15 protein-coding genes are annotated in these 17,238 nt (G+C 44.5%); 13 read left to right on the top strand and 2 right to left on the bottom strand.

Annotated features, from left to right (window positions below; genetic code table 11):
* Positions 1-6 precede the first annotated feature (6 nt).
* From pseF to PHI47_RS13320, 11 genes are read left to right on the top strand one after another with little or no spacing between them, the layout of a single operon-like run.
* Positions 7-693, top strand: coding sequence for a pseudaminic acid cytidylyltransferase (pseF, locus tag PHI47_RS13370; RefSeq protein WP_299938430.1), 687 nt, complete (start codon positions 7-9; stop codon positions 691-693).
* Complete coding sequence (pseG, locus tag PHI47_RS13365; RefSeq protein ID WP_299938428.1) at positions 690-1,553, top strand: UDP-2,4-diacetamido-2,4,6-trideoxy-beta-L-altropyranose hydrolase; 864 nt, start codon at positions 690-692, stop codon at positions 1,551-1,553. The genes pseF and pseG overlap by 4 nt, the downstream gene beginning before the upstream one ends.
* Entirely contained in the window at positions 1,525-1,986 is a 462-nt protein-coding gene (gene pseH, locus PHI47_RS13360) for a UDP-4-amino-4,6-dideoxy-N-acetyl-beta-L-altrosamine N-acetyltransferase (protein WP_299938426.1), read from the top strand. The genes pseG and pseH overlap by 29 nt, the downstream gene beginning before the upstream one ends.
* Complete coding sequence (gene pseI / locus PHI47_RS13355) at positions 1,983-3,017, top strand: pseudaminic acid synthase (protein WP_299938424.1); 1,035 nt, start codon at positions 1,983-1,985, stop codon at positions 3,015-3,017. The genes pseH and pseI overlap by 4 nt, the downstream gene beginning before the upstream one ends.
* A complete protein-coding gene (locus tag PHI47_RS13350; RefSeq protein ID WP_299938422.1) occupies positions 2,999-4,018 on the top strand; it encodes a hypothetical protein in 1,020 nt (339 codons plus the stop codon). Before pseI ends, PHI47_RS13350 begins: the two co-directional genes overlap by 19 nt.
* The gene (locus PHI47_RS13345) at positions 4,011-4,961 is read left to right on the top strand and encodes a Gfo/Idh/MocA family oxidoreductase (RefSeq protein WP_299938420.1); all 951 of its coding nucleotides are present in this window, start codon (positions 4,011-4,013) and stop codon (positions 4,959-4,961) included. Before PHI47_RS13350 ends, PHI47_RS13345 begins: the two co-directional genes overlap by 8 nt.
* On the top strand, positions 4,958-6,259 hold the full coding sequence (locus tag PHI47_RS13340) for a DegT/DnrJ/EryC1/StrS family aminotransferase (RefSeq protein WP_299938417.1): 1,302 nt from the start codon (positions 4,958-4,960) through the stop codon (positions 6,257-6,259). Before PHI47_RS13345 ends, PHI47_RS13340 begins: the two co-directional genes overlap by 4 nt.
* Positions 6,256-6,795, top strand: a complete 540-nt coding sequence (locus PHI47_RS13335) for a GNAT family protein (RefSeq protein WP_299938415.1) — start codon at positions 6,256-6,258, stop codon at positions 6,793-6,795. Before PHI47_RS13340 ends, PHI47_RS13335 begins: the two co-directional genes overlap by 4 nt.
* A complete protein-coding gene (locus PHI47_RS13330; RefSeq protein WP_299938413.1) occupies positions 6,796-7,917 on the top strand; it encodes an N-acetyl sugar amidotransferase in 1,122 nt (373 codons plus the stop codon). It begins immediately after the preceding gene.
* Positions 7,914-9,251, top strand: coding sequence for an amidase (locus PHI47_RS13325; protein WP_299938410.1), 1,338 nt, complete (start codon positions 7,914-7,916; stop codon positions 9,249-9,251). Before PHI47_RS13330 ends, PHI47_RS13325 begins: the two co-directional genes overlap by 4 nt.
* 12 nt (positions 9,252-9,263) lie before the next feature.
* Complete coding sequence (locus PHI47_RS13320) at positions 9,264-11,225, top strand: 6-hydroxymethylpterin diphosphokinase MptE-like protein (protein ID WP_299938407.1); 1,962 nt, start codon at positions 9,264-9,266, stop codon at positions 11,223-11,225.
* A gap of 56 nt (positions 11,226-11,281) precedes the next feature.
* Here the strand turns inward: PHI47_RS13320 and PHI47_RS13315 are convergent, their stop codons facing one another.
* Both PHI47_RS13315 and PHI47_RS13310 read right to left on the bottom strand, forming a co-directional pair.
* Positions 11,282-12,733: a flagellin B gene (locus PHI47_RS13315; protein WP_299938404.1), complete on the bottom strand. Its 1,452-nt coding sequence runs from the start codon at positions 12,731-12,733 to the stop codon at positions 11,282-11,284.
* 161 nt (positions 12,734-12,894) lie between these two features.
* Positions 12,895-14,346, bottom strand: coding sequence for a flagellin B (locus PHI47_RS13310; RefSeq protein WP_299938402.1), 1,452 nt, complete (start codon positions 14,344-14,346; stop codon positions 12,895-12,897).
* Between the two features lie 156 nt (positions 14,347-14,502).
* Here PHI47_RS13310 and topA point away from each other — a divergent pair, with 156 nt between their 5' ends.
* Both topA and PHI47_RS13300 read left to right on the top strand, forming a co-directional pair.
* Positions 14,503-16,725, top strand: coding sequence for a type I DNA topoisomerase (gene topA, locus PHI47_RS13305; RefSeq protein WP_299938400.1), 2,223 nt, complete (start codon positions 14,503-14,505; stop codon positions 16,723-16,725).
* Entirely contained in the window at positions 16,722-17,237 is a 516-nt protein-coding gene (locus tag PHI47_RS13300; RefSeq protein ID WP_299938395.1) for a metallophosphoesterase, read from the top strand. The genes topA and PHI47_RS13300 overlap by 4 nt, the downstream gene beginning before the upstream one ends.
* Position 17,238: the final 1 nt, after the last annotated feature.

Here is a 17,238-nt window from a genome sequence, read left to right as displayed (position 1 = left end):
GAATAGATGCGTGTAGCTATCATCCCTGCTAGAGGCGGGAGCAAACGGATACCCCGTAAAAATATCAAACCTTTTGCCGGTTTGCCTATTATTGCACACAGTATCAAAGCAGCTCAGGAATCGGGGCTGTTTGATCGTATCATCGTAACGACGGATGATGAAGAGATCGTTGAGGTTGCCAGATCATTTGGCGCAGAAGTTCCTTTTATCCGTCCTAAAGAATTAAGCGACGATCACACTGCGACTATTCCCGTTATTGCTCACGCCATCCAAACACTTCAAAACGATTCGGTTATCAATTACGCTTGTTGTATCTATGCAACAGCGCCATTTATCCGCGCAGAAGACATTCTTGATGCCTATAACGCCCTTATCACTCATAACAAACAGTATGCTTTTCCTGTTACGACGTTCCCTTTTCCGATTCAGCGTGCGGTTATGCGTGACGAGCAAGGGAATATAGCGATGTTTTATCCGGAACATTTCGCAACGCGTTCTCAAGATCTCGAAGAAGCGTATCACGATGTGGGGCAATTTTACTGGGGAACGGCGGATGCATGGCTGGAGGGAAAACCTATTTTCTCTGATGCGGCGACAACGATTGTATTACCGCGTCATCTGGTGCAGGACATCGATACGTTAGAGGACTGGACGCGCGCCGAGTTGATGCACAAAGTGCTCCAAGCGCTATGAATCTCCTTATCCGTGCCGACTCTTCGAGCACTATCGGATTGGGTCACATTATGCGGGATTTGGTGTTAGCCCAGCAATACAGCGATGATAACGTAATGTTTGCATGCCAAGCATTGAGCGGGAATATCATCGATCAGATCCCCTATCCCGTCCATCTCCTCAGCTCCAACGATCCCGAAGAACTGATTGATCTTATCCGCACCTGCTCTATTGATTTGCTTATCATCGACCATTATGATATCAATGCAACCATGGAGAAGCAGATCAAAGAGCAAACGGGTGTTAGTCTCTTGTGTTTGGATGATACCTACGAAAAACACTACTGCAACATTCTCCTAAACCACAACATTTCGGCGGATAAAAGCCGCTATACTGGATTAGTTCCAGAGTATTGTGAACTTCGATGCGGCGCGGAGTATACGCTGATTCGAGATGAGTTTAAAACCGAAAAACAGATCAAACGAGAAAAGCTCTACGATCTTTTTATCTCCATGGGGGGAACCGATCCTACCAATATGACACTTCGTATTCTTAAAACATTGAGTAATAAGTTAGATATCTGTATTGTAACAACATCGGGAAACCCCCATCTGAGTGAACTGGAAACCTTTGTGCAAGAGAAAAAGAATATCTCGTTGCAGGTAAACTCAAGTCTCATCGCTCAACTGCTCAACCAAAGCCGCTTAGCAATTATCACCCCCAGTGTTATGGTACATGAGGTTCTTTTTATGGAAATCCCCTTTATCGCCATCCAAACAGCTTCTAATCAAAAAGATATGTTTGAGTATTTGCAAAAAAAGAACTATGTCGTTTTAAAGGAGTGGGATGCCGATGCAATTAGTCGATTTCACAACGCTTGACACGCAACTGCTAACATTAGTGTTATCGTGGCGTAACCATCCCGATATTCGTCATTGGATGCTAAATGACGATGTAATTTCGATGGAAAATCATCTGCAATTTATCGAATCGCTCAAACAACGATCCGATAGACGCTATTTTTTAGTTCAGCGAGAGGGTGAGTATATCGGTGTAATCGATTTGACTGATATAACACAAACCTCAGCCGAAATCGGGATTTATACGAATCCCGATATACGCGGTGTCGGGGAGTCCCTAATGTGTGTGCTGATCGAGTATGCGTTCTCAACGCTCAAACTGATGACCCTGATAGCCAGTGTTTTTGCCGACAATGATAGGGCTAAACATTTATACGAAAAATTCGATTTTACCGAGACGAACCGAACTCTCTATAACGGGAGAGAAATGATCACAATGGAGCTGCACAAATGATAATAGGTAACCATAATACAAGTGAAAAGGTCTTTATCATCGCCGAACTCTCCGCCAATCACAATGGCTCTTTGGATATCGCACTCGAAACGATAAAAGCAATGAAAGAATCCGGTGCCGATGCTATAAAGCTCCAAACCTATACACCCGATACGATTACTCTCGATTGTGACAGTGACATGTTTACGATTTCACAGGGGACCCTCTGGGACAAACGAAAATTTCACGATCTCTACGCAGAGGCAATGACACCGTGGGAGTGGCACCCTATCCTTTTTGAGCATGCTAAAAGCCTTGGAATGGAAGCTTTTTCTTCTCCATTCGATACAACAGCCGTCGATTTTTTATCCGAGTTGGAGGTTCCGGCGTATAAAATTGCGAGCTTTGAGATCACCGATATTCCTCTCATCGAGTATACAGCTGCAAAGGGGAAACCGATCATCATCTCCACCGGTATCGCGACATTGATAGATATTGAAGAGGCACTCGATGCCTGCCGACGGGTTGGGAATGATCAGATTACTTTGCTCAAATGTACCTCCGCCTATCCTGCCGCGCTGGAGGAGATGAATCTCCTCACCATAGACGATATGAAAAATCGATTTGGGGTGAATGTGGGATTGAGCGACCACACCATGAGCCTTGCTGCACCTGTCACGGCTGTCGCTTTGGGCGCTCGCGTCATTGAGAAACATTTTATTTTAGATCGGGAAATGGGGGGTGCCGACAGTGTGTTTAGTTTGGAACCCCATGAGTTTAAAGCGATGGTGGATGCGGTGCGCGATACCGAAAAACTTTTGGGGCAAGTGACCTACGAGTTAAGTCCGAAAAGTTTGAAATCACGTGAATTTTCGCGCAGTCTATTTATCGCCGAAGATGTAAAAGCAGGTGGAATAATCAGTGCTACTAACGTCCGCTCTGTCCGCCCCGGATTTGGATTGTCGCCCAAACATCTCAAAGAGATTATAGGGAAAAGTTTTACAACTGATGTGAAAAAAGGAACCCCATTGTCATGGGATTATATCGGATGAACATCGCGGTCGTATCCCATGATGCGGGAAGTTCGGAGATACTCTGCGCGTTAATACGCAAATATTTCGAGCACGCTTCATGGCATATTTTTGCGATACCACAAAGCCCTATGGGGGATATTTGTAAGCGATATAATCTCCCATTCACCCCTATCGATGATCCTCAGAAACAACTTCCCTCTATCAAACCCGACATGCTGTTGTTCGGAACCGGATGGCAGGATAAAATTGAACGCCCGTACGTCACTTATTGTAAAAAACACACTATCCCTACGGTTGCCTTTTTGGATCATTGGAGCAATTATCGTGAACGGTTCGGATTTCCGGATGTCGGTTGGAAGGATAATCTAGGGGATTTTACGGCTGTTTCGGATGGAAAAGCACTCTCGCTTGCCCAGTCATTTAATCTCCCTAATCCAATAGCGCTTCCGAACTTTCATTTACGTGATATGATCAATCAAGCTCGTCAAAAAGAGCTTCACCCAAACAACAACCTCCTCTTTTTGAGCGAACCGACTGATGTGGTAGCCCTTCGAACCTATGGAGATAAAAATTACTGGGGATTTACCCAATACAGTGCCCTAGAGGATATTCTCAAAAATTTTGATCAATTCGAATGTGCAGCTCTCACGATTCGCCTCCATCCCAGTGACAACGGATCGGGGTATAAAAAGATTTTGAAATCCTATCCTCACATCCGCGTCCAAATCAATGAAGCGACAGTGTTTGATCTTAGCGATCAGCTTTTGAATGCAAAAATGATCATTGGATTCGATACGATGGCACTTTATATCGCCGCACTTTTAGAGCGGCCTGTCCTCTCGTACCTCCCTTCAAAAAACAGAGAATTTTTACTTCCCCTCCCTCGGGAGCGGCAAGTTCGCACGCTATCAAAAATTCCTTCAGAACTTCTCTCCCCTTCACCGTTGCACATAGATGATTTCGGTATGGATTTTGCTTTATTTTTAAAAACTATATATGTAAAAGAGCTAAATGTATAAAGCACTGATTATTGGCGCAGGCAGTATCGGCGGACTCATCGATTTTCCATCATCAAGCGCTATTGCCAGTCACGCTCATGCCTATGCATTATGCCCCGATACGCAGCTAAAAGCCATATGTGAGCCCTCCGAGCTCAATGTTTTCGCCTTTATGGAACGATGGGGTGAAATACAACGGTATTATTCGGTCGATGATATTGGAGAAGATGATCACTATGATATTGCTTCCATTTCCTCATCCACCTCAGCACATTTTCACGATCTCGCGACGTTGATTCAGCGGAGTGATTGTTCCATGATATTGTGCGAGAAACCGATTGTTGCTACCAAAGAGGAGTTTCATTCTCTCGTTAGCATGCTCCAACATACCCATAAAAAAGTTCTTATTCATCTCATGCGCCGATATAACAGTGCGTTTATTGCTCTCGCTTCACGAATAAAAAATGGGGAGTTTGGAAAAGCACTCGGCTTTCAAGGGGTATGCACCAAAGGATTGCTCCATAACGGCTCGCATCTGCTAGGAGTTTTGAGCCACTTTTTAGGAAGTTTGAATGCCATTAAACCGTTTGGAGCATCGCATTGCAACGGTGATCTGTGCGGTGAGTTCGGAATATCCTTGAAAGAGGGGAGCGGAACCATATCGGTTTTGCACTCTCCTGAATATTCGTTGTTTGAGCTCACTCTATGGTTTGAAAAAGGGGTTATCAAAATCCTTGATGGAGGTGAAAAAATCGAAATACACGCTCGTGTTCCATCAAGCGTATATGAGGGGTATTTTACCCTTGCTTTGCAAGAGGACATCACCACCGACCTTAGCCACTATGCACTCGATTCATTGGAATTTTTACTCCGTGAGAGCAACCAAACCTGCAGCGAAATTTTCAAAGAACACCTTCATATCCACAAATTGATTTTTCAAACTTTCACAAAGGTATACCGATGAAGAAACTCGCCATAAACGGCGGAGAAAAACTCCGTACGACTCCGTTTCCCGCGTATAATACTATCGGTGCCGAGGAAGAAGAGGCGGTTCTGCGTGTTTTACGCAGTGGAAAACTCTCTACGTTTTTAGGGACATGGCATGATGATTTTTACGGTGGACCCGAAGTACGCACGCTCGAAGCGGAGTGGTCAGAGTATTTCGGGGTCAAACACGCCATCAGTGTGAACTCCGCGACATCGGGGCTTTATGCCGCCGTCGGAGCCTGCGGAATCAGTCCGGGAGATGAGGTGATCGTCAGTGCGTATACTATGAGTGCATCGGCAACCGCTGCATTGGTGTACGGGGCTATCCCGATTTTCGCCGATATCGAAGAGGATTTTTATTGTTTGGATATCAAAAGCATCGAAGCTAAGATCACCTCCAAAACCAAAGCGATCATTGTCGTCGATATTTTCGGTCAACCTTATGATGCGGACGCGATTAATACCCTCGCTAAAAAACATAATCTTTTTGTCATCGAAGATACGGCGCAAGCCCCCGGAGCGATGTTGGACGGTAAATACGCAGGAACATTGGGGGATATCGGTGTGTACTCGCTAAACTACCATAAACATATCCACAGCGGTGAGGGGGGAATTATCGTCACCGATGATGATACCTTAGCCGATAAAATCCGTTTGATCCGAAACCATGCCGAAGCGGTTCTCTCCGCACGGGGAATAAAAGACAAATCAGAACTGATCAACATGGTCGGTTATAACTACCGGATGACTGAGATCGAAGCGGCCATTGCCCGTTGCCAGTTGAAGAAGCTCCCATCTTTGTTGAGCCAACGATTGGACAATACCACCTATCTGAATGAAAAATTAGCCCAAATCCCTTGCATGAAACCGACCAAAATCCGCGAGGGGGCAAAACACGCCTTTTACGTCCATCCGTTGCAATTTGATGCGGAGGTTGCACTAATGCACCGCAACCGTTTTATCGATGCAGTAAAAGCCGAACTCCCTCCGACACTGTTACGCGAAGAGTCGGTTGTACTGCTGGGCTACGGCTATGTCAAACCGCTCTACCTCCAGCCCCTTTATCAGGAGAAGATTGCATTCGGACGGGATGGATACCCGTTTACCCTCAGCGATGTTACCTACCCCAAAGGGCTCTGTCCGATAACCGAAGAGATGCATTTTAATCGTCTCGTTACCCATGAATTTATGCGTCCGGGGATGACTCGCAACGATATGGATGATGTTATCCGAGCCTTCGCCAAAGTATGGGAAAACAAAGCGGAGCTTTTATGAGATTAGAGGGGGAACGGATTTATTTACGACCGCTTGAACTGCGTGATGCAGACGGCGCATACCCTGCATGGCTGAATGATCCTGAAGTGTGCCTCTATAACTCACACGGTGATACTCTTTACACGCGTGAAATGGCACAATCTTATATCGAGAGTGTCACCGATAATCCGAGTTATGCCGTTTTTGCTATCTGTTTACGGGAAAATGACCGCCATATCGGCAATATTGCTCTTCAACAAATCTCAGCTAAAAACCGCAATGCCGAATTTGCCGTTTTGATCGGCGAACCTTCTGTTTTCGGCCAAGGAATTGGGTATGAAGCGGGAGCACTGTTGGTCGATTATGCGTTTAGCACATTAAAACTTCATCGCCTCTACTGCGGTACTCATGCGGAAAATATCAGCATGCAGCATCTTGCACTCAAACTTGGCATGAGCGAAGAGGGACGTCGGCGTGATGCTCTTTTCAAAAATGGACAATTTGCCGATATAGTGGAATATGGATTAATCAACTCTACTTCTAAAAAAGGAGCCTAAATGACCAAACAAATGACTTTTACCGATACGTATGGCGAACCTCTTTACAAAGATTATCTTCAATACTGTACCCGTTGCTGTATGCCAAGTTCCAACGAAGGGATGCAATTTGACGAACTTGGAATCTGTTTAGCCTGCCGCGCTCAAGAGCAAAAAATGCGAATCAATTGGAAAAAAAGTGAAGCGGTTTTACGCGAAACATTAGAAGGGTACAAAGAGAGAGCCGGGGACAATTACGACTGTATTATCCCTATCAGCGGAGGAAAAGACAGCGTTTTCCAGTTACATGTGCTCAAAAAAGTATACGGTATGAAACCCCTTGCCGTCACTTTCAATCACAACTGGTATTCGGAAACAGGCAAATACAACCTCGAAAATGCCCTCGAAAAACTTGAAATCGACCATATTATGTTCACCCCTAACAAGGCGTTGGTCAAAAAACTGTTTGTCAAATCATTTTACAAAATCGGAGATTCCTGCTGGCATTGTCACGCGGGTGTGGGCGCATTTCCCCTCCAAATTGCCGTAAAATTCAATATTCCGCTCCTCATTTGGGGAGAGTCGGTATGCGAAAGCAGCGGTCGTGCCGATTTTAGAGATAACGTCCAAAAATTCGATCGTGACTATTTCACAAAAGTCTCTGCGAAACTCTATCCCGAGCAAATGATTGATGACGAGATCACCCGCAAAGACCTCAAACCGTTTGAGCTCCCTAGCTTTGAAGATATCGAACGGGTCGGAGTGGTCGGTTTGCATCTGGGGGATTACCTCTTTTGGGATGATGAGCGGCAGATGGAATTTATCAAAAAAGAGTATGACTGGCGTGAAGAACACCGTCCGGGTCACTACAAAGGGTTCAAAGGAAACGAATGCAAATTCGAAACCCTCCACGATCATATGAAGTATGTTAAACGGGGATTCGGACGGGGAACCGATCAAGCCAGTGCCGATGTACGAGCAGGATTACTCACCCGCGAAGAGGGTTTTGAGATTGCCAAAAAATACGATCAACAGCGCCCTGCATACCTAGACGAATTTTTAGATATGGCCAACATCACCGAAGAAGAATACACCAATGTCCTCAAAGCGATGCGCCAAGGAAAATTTAGAGAGAGCCGATGAGATTGACCGATTGCACTGCGACCGAATTATTAGAACAACTCAAATCAAATGCCGTAACACCCGAAGAGATTGCTAAAGCTTGTATTCAACGAATCCGCGAGATTGATCCCCTCGTTAATGCTTGGGAGTATTTTGACGAAGAGGCGATTGAGGCACAGCTCACCAAAATCGCTACCTACAAGCAAGAAGATTATCCCCTTTTTGGTATCCCTATCGGGGTCAAAGATATCTATAATACCTTCGACATGCCGACGCAAATGGGCTCACCGTTGTGGAGTGATTTCACCCCCGGTAACGATGCCCGTCTAATCCATTATCTTCGCCGCTCGGGTGCCCTCATGTTAGGAAAAACGGTAACGGCGGAGTTTGCTGTCCATTATCAGGACAAAACACGCAATCCCCATGATCTTAGCCGATCTCCCGGAACCTCTTCGAGCGGTTCAGCCGTTGCTGTCGCTACGGGGATGGTTCCTCTGGCCTTGGGATCGCAAACCGCTGGATCGATCAGCAGACCTGCCAGCTATTGCGGTATTTACGGATTTAAACCGACATTCGGCGTATTGCCCCGTATCGGTGTTCTCAAAACAACCGATTCTCTGGATACCCTTGGATTTTTTAGCCGAAGTGTCGCCGATTTGGATTTGATGTTTGAGGCTTCGCGTGTTCACGGAGAGAATTACGAGTTTGTTCATCGCTATATTGATAATTACGTCTCTGTTCCCGATAAAGTTTACCGTATCGGTATTGTCAAACATCCGAGATGGGATGAAGCCTCCCCTTATGCCAAAGAGCAATTTACCCAATGGTGTAATCGTTTGCAAGACCCGAGATTCGTGATCGAAGAGGTCACCCTTCCACGATTTTGCGATACTATCCACGCAACCCACCAATGCATTTACGACAAATCCCTCGCCTACTATTTTAAAGAGGAATATGCCAAACATGAACTGATGAGTCCGATCTTTTACGACATTATCCAAGAGGGGCTGCATATATCCAAAGAGGAGTACCAAGAAGCTCTTGAAAAACAATCCCGCGAAACACGTGAATTTGACACATGGATGGATTCCTACGATATTTTAATCACCCTTGCTACTGCCGATGAAGCTCCTATCGGGCTAACCACTCCTGACATCCCGGACGCTAATCTGATTTGGACCTATTTGGGGCTGCCAATTGCAACTCTCCCGGTTTTAAAAGGTGCCCATGGATTGCCGATCGGAGTGAGTGCTGTTGCAGGTAAATACCAGGATAAACTTTTATTGGATTTTTTAACATATCTCGCTTCTTGTGAGATACTCCCTACCGTAGCTCCTAAAACGCCGAAACATTAACCAAGGATACTCATGAACGAATCTTCCCCTGAACTTAACCCCATTTTTGAAAAAAATTTACAGGCTCTTGCCAAAAATAATCCTCCGCTTGTCATAAAACTGTTTGCTATAACGACCAATCAGCGTTATGAAGTTTTTCAGGGAAAAGATCCTGTTGATATCAATTTTCTCGATACCGAAAAACAATGTTTCGTTTACTCAAAACCCGTTGAAGATGTCGTTGAAGCATCTAAAATGATCGAAGATCGTACCCATATTCCCTACCGCTATATGTTCGGAATCGGTAATGGTATTTTACTAACGATGCTGCTGCATGATCCGAAATTAAAACGTATTTTAGTCATTGAGCCCGAACTTGAGCTCCTTTATATTGTTCTCAATATGATTGATTTTTCATCTTATCTTGATTCAGGAAAACTACTGTTTGATACTACCTCTCAAATGGATTTACCCCGCGCTGTACACTACCTCTCCCACAGTGAAGGGAAAATTTATGCGAAACTCTTTGATATCGAAATAAACAACAGCTATTACGACCAATATTTTGCCGAAGAGATCTCTAAATTGTTTCAGCTTATGGCGGATTCGTTTCATTCCGTCATCATAGGACATGGGAATTGTTCTATCGATTCACTCATGGGAATCGAGCATCACGTTCGAAATCTACCGCGTATGGTAGCAGGTCCGAAAGTACGTGATTTACCCAAAAATGCCTACCCGGATACAGCGATCGTTGTCTCTACAGGTCCAAGCCTCACAAAACAACTTCCTTTACTGAAAAAAATCCAAGACTACGTCACTATCATCTGCGTGGATGCCAGCTTCCCTATTCTTGAGAAATACGGTATCAAACCTGATTTTGTTACGGCATTGGAACGGATCCCCGAAACAGCGAAATTTTTTGAAAACAACAGCCTCGATTTTCAAAAAGATGTTACCTTTGTATTCGTTTCTATTGTTCATCAGAAAGTGATCGATGCCGTGCGTGCCGGTACCCTCATGCTCTCCATGCGTCCTCATGGATATACCCAATTTTTTGATCTGGACCAGTACGGCTACATCGGAATGGGAATGAGTGCGGCGAACCTTGCGCATGAGCTGGCTATCGCTCTGCATTTCAAGCAGGTTTTTCTTATCGGACAAGATTTGGCTTTTGGAGATGATGATACCTCTCATGCCGAAGGACACGTTTATGGCGAAAACGAAGAAAATGCTTCCGGACACAAAATATACGTTGAACGCTGGGGAGGCAACGGCACTATTCGAACAACTGAATATTGGGTCTTGTTTAACAACTACATTCAACGTGCGATAGCCAACAGCCGCGATATCTCCACCATCAATTGTACCGAAGGCGGTGCTCGTATTCCCGGTGCAACAGAACTCACATTTCAAGAAGCAACGGATCGTTATGTCGATTTAACATCGCCAAAAACACCGTTTCATCCAACATTAACTTCTGATTCAGAGCTTGAAACTTTGTATGCATCCATTATCAAAAAAACGAATCTTTGGATTGCCGATTCTGTTCGAAAACAAGAGATCGTTGAAGAAGTTTTCATTAAAGTCCAAGAAGCTTCTGAAGAGTTTGTAGCATTAAAAGATGCTAACAACTTGCAAGATATATCATTAGAATGGCTATCAGAGTTAACGTCAGATATCGATAAAGTTAAAGCTTTTTTTGATGATGCGCTCTTTACCAATCTGTATGTTGATACGGTTCAGTCCTACATTCTACATTTTGAACTTGATTTGGCACAAATTCAAATTCGCCCGGTCTATTCAGAAGAAGAGAAAATTGCAAAACTTGTGGAGTGGGTGATGCAGCATCGTTATTGGCTATTTTCATTAGCAGGCGGATTAAACGCAATTCGTGACACTATTATCCGGGCAACCGAGGGGTGGCCTGATGAACTAAAAAATCAAATTGTAATACCTGAAAAAAAAGAATTTGAAGTCAATGTAATCGAATAAGCGCGTTTTCACAGAAACGTATTAGGCAACCAAAAGGTTGCTATACGATCTTGTTACTATTGTAACAATTTCAATACGTTTTGTTGTACCGCATTCGCTTGAGACATAGCATAAGAGCCAGACTGAGCAAGAATGTTGTATTTAGAGAAGTTAGCCGATTCTGCCGCAAAGTCAACATCACGGATGTTAGACTCAGCCGCTTTAACGTTAACCTGAGTAACTGAAATATTATTGATCGTTGATACCAATTGATTTTGTACCGAACCGAGGTCAGAACGGATACTATCCAATAGTTTTTGAGCCGATTCCGCAATATCCATAACAGCCATCGCACCTTTGAGAGTCGTAACCCCTACACCGATACCGCCCGCTACGTCCGCACCGTTACTCGAAACAGACAATGCTCCGATTGCTTCGGCTTGTGAACTCGTAATATTTGCCAATGAATCAGAAAGGTTCAATACTTCATTCACCGATGTTGATACGATTAAGGTAGCACCTGCACTGACTCTGATATCACCCGCATCCAAACGGCTCAATGTCAAACGACCGAAGTTATCGGCTGAAAGAGCTCCACCTTCTGAACTGATGTGAATCCCGCGTCCGTCAACTGACTTAAGAACCAATGCACCGTCTGAACCGATAGAAGCTTCAACTCCGGTTTCAGTTTTTTGCGCATTGATAGCCGCAACCAAACGACCGTCTGAATCCGCCGCTAAAACACCACTAACCGTACCGATGTTAACCCCGTTGATTGAAATCGCAGAGAAATCGCCGGCTGCTACTTCCGCAGCATATTTTTGCTCAACAACATAACTCGCACGTACACCGGTTACGTCTGAATTTTTGTTGATAACATCCGCCAATTTACCGATCCCGCTTCCTGCAGAATAATCCACTTGAACCGTCTCCAGCGTTATCGTACGTCCGGCAACACTGAAGGTCATTACGGCAGCACCCGCTTGAGTAAAGGTATTCGCTGTTTCATAACGTACGTTACCGATTTTCTCCGCATTGGTAGCACCGATTGACGCGGTTACGGTTTGGTTCGAATACGCACCGATTTGGAATTGTTTGTTGGTAAATGAACCTGCCAACATATTCTGACCGTTGAATGAGGTTGTATTTGCAATCGTATTCAAAGACTCAACCAAACGTGCAATGTCTTTTTGAATTGCTTGACGAGATTGTGTTGTTTGACCGTCTTGTGCCGCTTGTGTCGCTTTCGTTTTGATCGTGTCGAGAATTTTGAGTTGCTCATCCATCGCCTTATCGGCAGTTTGAATCATCCCAATCCCGTCATTCGCATTTGAAATCGCTTGTCCAAGCGCATTTGATTGTGAACGAAGACTATCCGCAATCGCCATTCCTGATGCATCGTCCGCCGCAGTATTAATACGAAGACCTGATGATAATTTGGAAAGTGAATTGTCCAAATTACGGTTATTTACATTCGCCGCAGTATGCGCGTTCATCGCTGCAATGTTTGTGTTAATTTTGAAACCCATGATAAATCCTTAGGAATTTTTTTGCATCCGTGCAATTCTAAAGATATATGAAAGCAAAAAATATTCCAAAAAAAATTATTTGTTATAAGAAAGAAATCAAATTAGGTGAAAAAAGAGTAAGAAAGACAATACCCGCCAAAAGGCGAGCATTAAGAGAGAGACTATTGAAGAAGTCTGAGAACGTTTTGTTGTACCGCATTCGCTTGAGACATAGCATAAGAGCCAGACTGAGCAAGAATGTTGTATTTAGAGAAGTTAGCCGATTCTGCCGCAAAGTCAACATCACGGATGTTAGACTCAGCCGCTTTAACGTTAACCTGAGTAACTGAAATATTATTGATCGTTGATACCAATTGATTTTGTACCGAACCGAGGTCAGAACGGATACTATCCAATAGTTTTTGAGCCGATTCCGCAATATCCATAACAGCCATCGCACCTTTGAGAGTCGTAACCCCTACACCGATACCGCCCGCTACGTCCGCACCGTTACTCGAAACAGACAATGCTCCGATTGCTTCGGCTTGTGAACTCGTAATATTTGCCAATGAATCAGAAAGGTTCAATACTTCATTCACCGATGTTGATACGATTAAGGTAGCACCTGCACTGACTCTGATATCACCCGCATCCAAACGGCTCAATGTCAAACGACCGAAGTTATCGGCTGAAAGAGCTCCACCTTCTGAACTGATGTGAATCCCGCGTCCGTCAACTGACTTAAGAACCAATGCACCGTCTGAACCGATAGAAGCTTCAACTCCGGTTTCAGTTTTTTGCGCATTGATAGCCGCAACCAAACGACCGTCTGAATCCGCCGCTAAAACACCACTAACCGTACCGATGTTAACCCCGTTGATTGAAATCGCAGAGAAATCGCCGGCTGCTACTTCCGCAGCATATTTTTGCTCAACAACATAACTCGCACGTACACCGGTTACGTCTGAATTTTTGTTGATAACATCCGCCAATTTACCGATCCCGCTTCCTGCAGAATAATCCACTTGAACCGTCTCCAGCGTTATCGTACGTCCGGCAACACTGAAGGTCATTACGGCAGCACCCGCTTGAGTAAAGGTATTCGCTGTTTCATAACGTACGTTACCGATTTTCTCCGCATTGGTAGCACCGATTGACGCGGTTACGGTTTGGTTCGAATACGCACCGATTTGGAATTGTTTGTTGGTAAATGAACCTGCCAACATATTCTGACCGTTGAATGAGGTTGTATTTGCAATCGTATTCAAAGACTCAACCAAACGTGCAATGTCTTTTTGAATTGCTTGACGAGATTGTGTTGTTTGACCGTCTTGTGCCGCTTGTGTCGCTTTCGTTTTGATCGTGTCGAGAATTTTGAGTTGCTCATCCATCGCCTTATCGGCAGTTTGAATCATCCCAATCCCGTCATTCGCATTTGAAATCGCTTGTCCAAGCGCATTTGATTGTGAACGAAGACTATCCGCAATCGCCATTCCTGATGCATCGTCCGCCGCAGTATTAATACGAAGACCTGATGATAATTTGGAAAGTGAATTGTCCAAATTACGGTTATTTACATTCGCCGCAGTATGCGCGTTCATCGCTGCAATGTTTGTGTTAATTTTGAAACCCATGATAAATCCTTTTATCGCAAGAGCTTTTGCTCTTAAGTTAGTTCAGCGTCCTTGCTGTTACAGACTATATCGGGACATAAACAAAAAACTTTAACGGTTTTGACAATTTTTTTGTTACACTTTCGAAATTCATCCATATATATAGGATACGCCCCTTTGAAATTAATTATTGTAGAGTCTCCGGCCAAAGCCAAGACCATCAAAAACTTCCTCTCTAAAGACTACGAAGTAATCGCCTCCAAAGGGCATATTCGTGATCTCCCTAAAAACCGCTTCGGTATTAAAATTGATGACGAGAAAATCGTTGCCGAATATCGCATCAGCGAAGACAGTACCGCTACCGTCAAACAAATCCAAGAGTTGGCTAAAAAAAGCGATACCATCTACATCGCGACCGACGAAGACCGTGAGGGAGAAGCGATCGGATGGCATATTGCCCATGCGATTGATAAAGACCCCGAGTCACTGCCGCGTATCGTGTTTCATGAGATTACGAAAAACGCCATTATCCATGCGCTAGAAACCCCTCGCACAATCGATATGGATCGGGTCAATGCCCAACAAGCACGCCGTTTACTCGATCGTATCGTAGGATATAAACTTTCTCCGCTGCTTGCTTCAAAAATCCAAAAAGGGTTATCGGCAGGACGGGTACAATCTTCAACCCTCAAAATCGTCGTCGATCGTGAACGGGAAATCCGCGCATTTATCCCCGAAGAATATTGGACAATCGATACACTGTTCAAAAAAGACATTGAAGCTACTCTCGTAAACTTTGAAAATGAGAAAATCGACAAACTCACCATCAAAACGGGCGATGAGGCTAAACGGATCGTAGAGACTTTGAAAAAAGAGGCGTTTAAAGTCGGTGAGATTGAGACGAAAGAGCGTAAAAGTTCTACCCCTCCGCCGTTTATGACATCAACACTCCAACAAACGGCTTCCTCTCAGCTTGGATTTTCTCCGAAAAAGACGATGATGGTAGCGCAAGCACTCTATGAGGGGGTCAAAACTCCAGAGGGAACCAGCGGGGTTATCACCTATATGCGTACCGATTCTTTGAACCTCGCAACCGAAGCGGTCGAAGCGGCTCGCGAGCTTATCCTAGAGCGCTACGGCAAAGCATATCTCCCCGAGAGCGCAAAAGTTTATACGAAAAAATCCAAAGGGGCACAAGAGGCGCATGAAGCGATCCGCCCGACAATGCTCGCATTTACTCCCGAAGTAGCGGCAACGTATTTAAAACCTGACGAGATCAAACTTTATCGCCTTATCTATAATCGCTTTATTGCCTGTCAAATGAACGATGCCCGATTTGAACAACAAAGCATTACCTTTGAATCCTCCAATGCACAATTTCGTGCTACCGGGCGCAAACTCTTATTTGACGGTTTCTACCGTGTAATGGGAAGTGATGATAAAGATAAACTACTCCCATCACTCACAACCGGTGATGCGATCGATATTCAAAGTATTACCCCTGAACAACACTTTACCGAACCTCCGGCACGCTACTCCGAAGCAAGTTTAATTAAAAAACTCGAATCCGAGGGAATCGGGCGTCCATCGACGTACGCTCCGACGATCAGCACTCTTCAAGCACGTGATTACATCACTGTAGAAAAACGGCAAATCATGCCAACCGAGATCGCCTTTACCGTCACCGAAATGTTAGAAACCCATTTTAATGAAATCGTAGACGCTTCATTTACCGCGACAATGGAAGAGACCCTCGATGAAATCAGCGAGAGCGGCAAATCGTGGCACAAAATTTTGCTTGATTTCTATTATCCGTTTCTTGAGCAAATCGAAGCGGGGAAAAATAATATCGTCAGCCTAAAAATGGCAAAACCGCTCGGACGTAACTGCCCGCAATGTGGCAGCGAACTACTTCTTCGTTCCGGACGTTTCGGAGAGTTTATCGCGTGCAGCGGTTTTCCGAAATGCAAATATACCGAACAAACCGAAGAGAACCAAAAAGAAAATCCAACCACTCCTGATGAAGTAAGTGAAGAGGTATGTGATAAATGCGGCAGTGCCATGGTGGTTAAAAATGGCCGTAACGGGAAATTTTTAGCGTGCAGCGGCTATCCGAAATGTAAAAATACCAAAACGCTTAATCAAGAAACAAAATTTTCCGAAGTTCCTTGTCCAGAATGCGGCGGGAAACTATTGTGGAGACAATCTCGACGCGGTGCATTTTGGGGATGTGAACATTATCCGAAATGTAAATTTATCTCCAAATTCGAGCCCTCAGATAAAAAATGTGAAGTCGAAGGATGCGGCGGTGCACTTGCCCCTCGTACTTACCGTAATAAAGAAGTATACGAGTGTGTCAAATGTAAAGACCGTACACCGCGAGAGGAAAGTGGTGAATGAAAATCGGATTGCTTTCCGACACCCATTCCAAAAAAGGGCGCTCCCAAAAAATAATTGACCATCTGGTTGCACAGGGTGCAGAATTTTTGATCCATGCAGGGGATATTGTCAAACCCGAGATCCTCGAACAGCTCAAAAACAGCGGATTGCGTTACGTAGCTGTCTATGGCAATAACGATGCCAGTCTTATCGAATATCATGACCGTTTTAATCTCGTCCAAGAGCCCCACTATTTTAAACTCGCGGGGGTGAATTTCAAACTGATGCACCTTCCGTTTTATATGAACGCCGATGCCGAAGTGATTATTTTTGGGCATACGCATGTATTTGAATGCGATTTTAAAAATCGAACCCTCTTTCTTAATCCGGGTGAAGCATGTGCACGCGATAAACCGTTTTCAAACTGTGCAATGCTTGAAACCAGTGACACAAATCTTACTGTCACCCATTATTCCCGTGCAGTCGGAAGCGATATCTTCGAAGAACGACACTATTCGTTTGAAAGGTCTTAAT

It is taken from the genome of Sulfuricurvum sp. (assembly GCF_028713855.1).
Classification (GTDB): Bacteria; Campylobacterota; Campylobacteria; order Campylobacterales; family Sulfurimonadaceae; genus Sulfuricurvum.
This window is presented reverse-complemented; position numbering and strand designations above follow the sequence as displayed.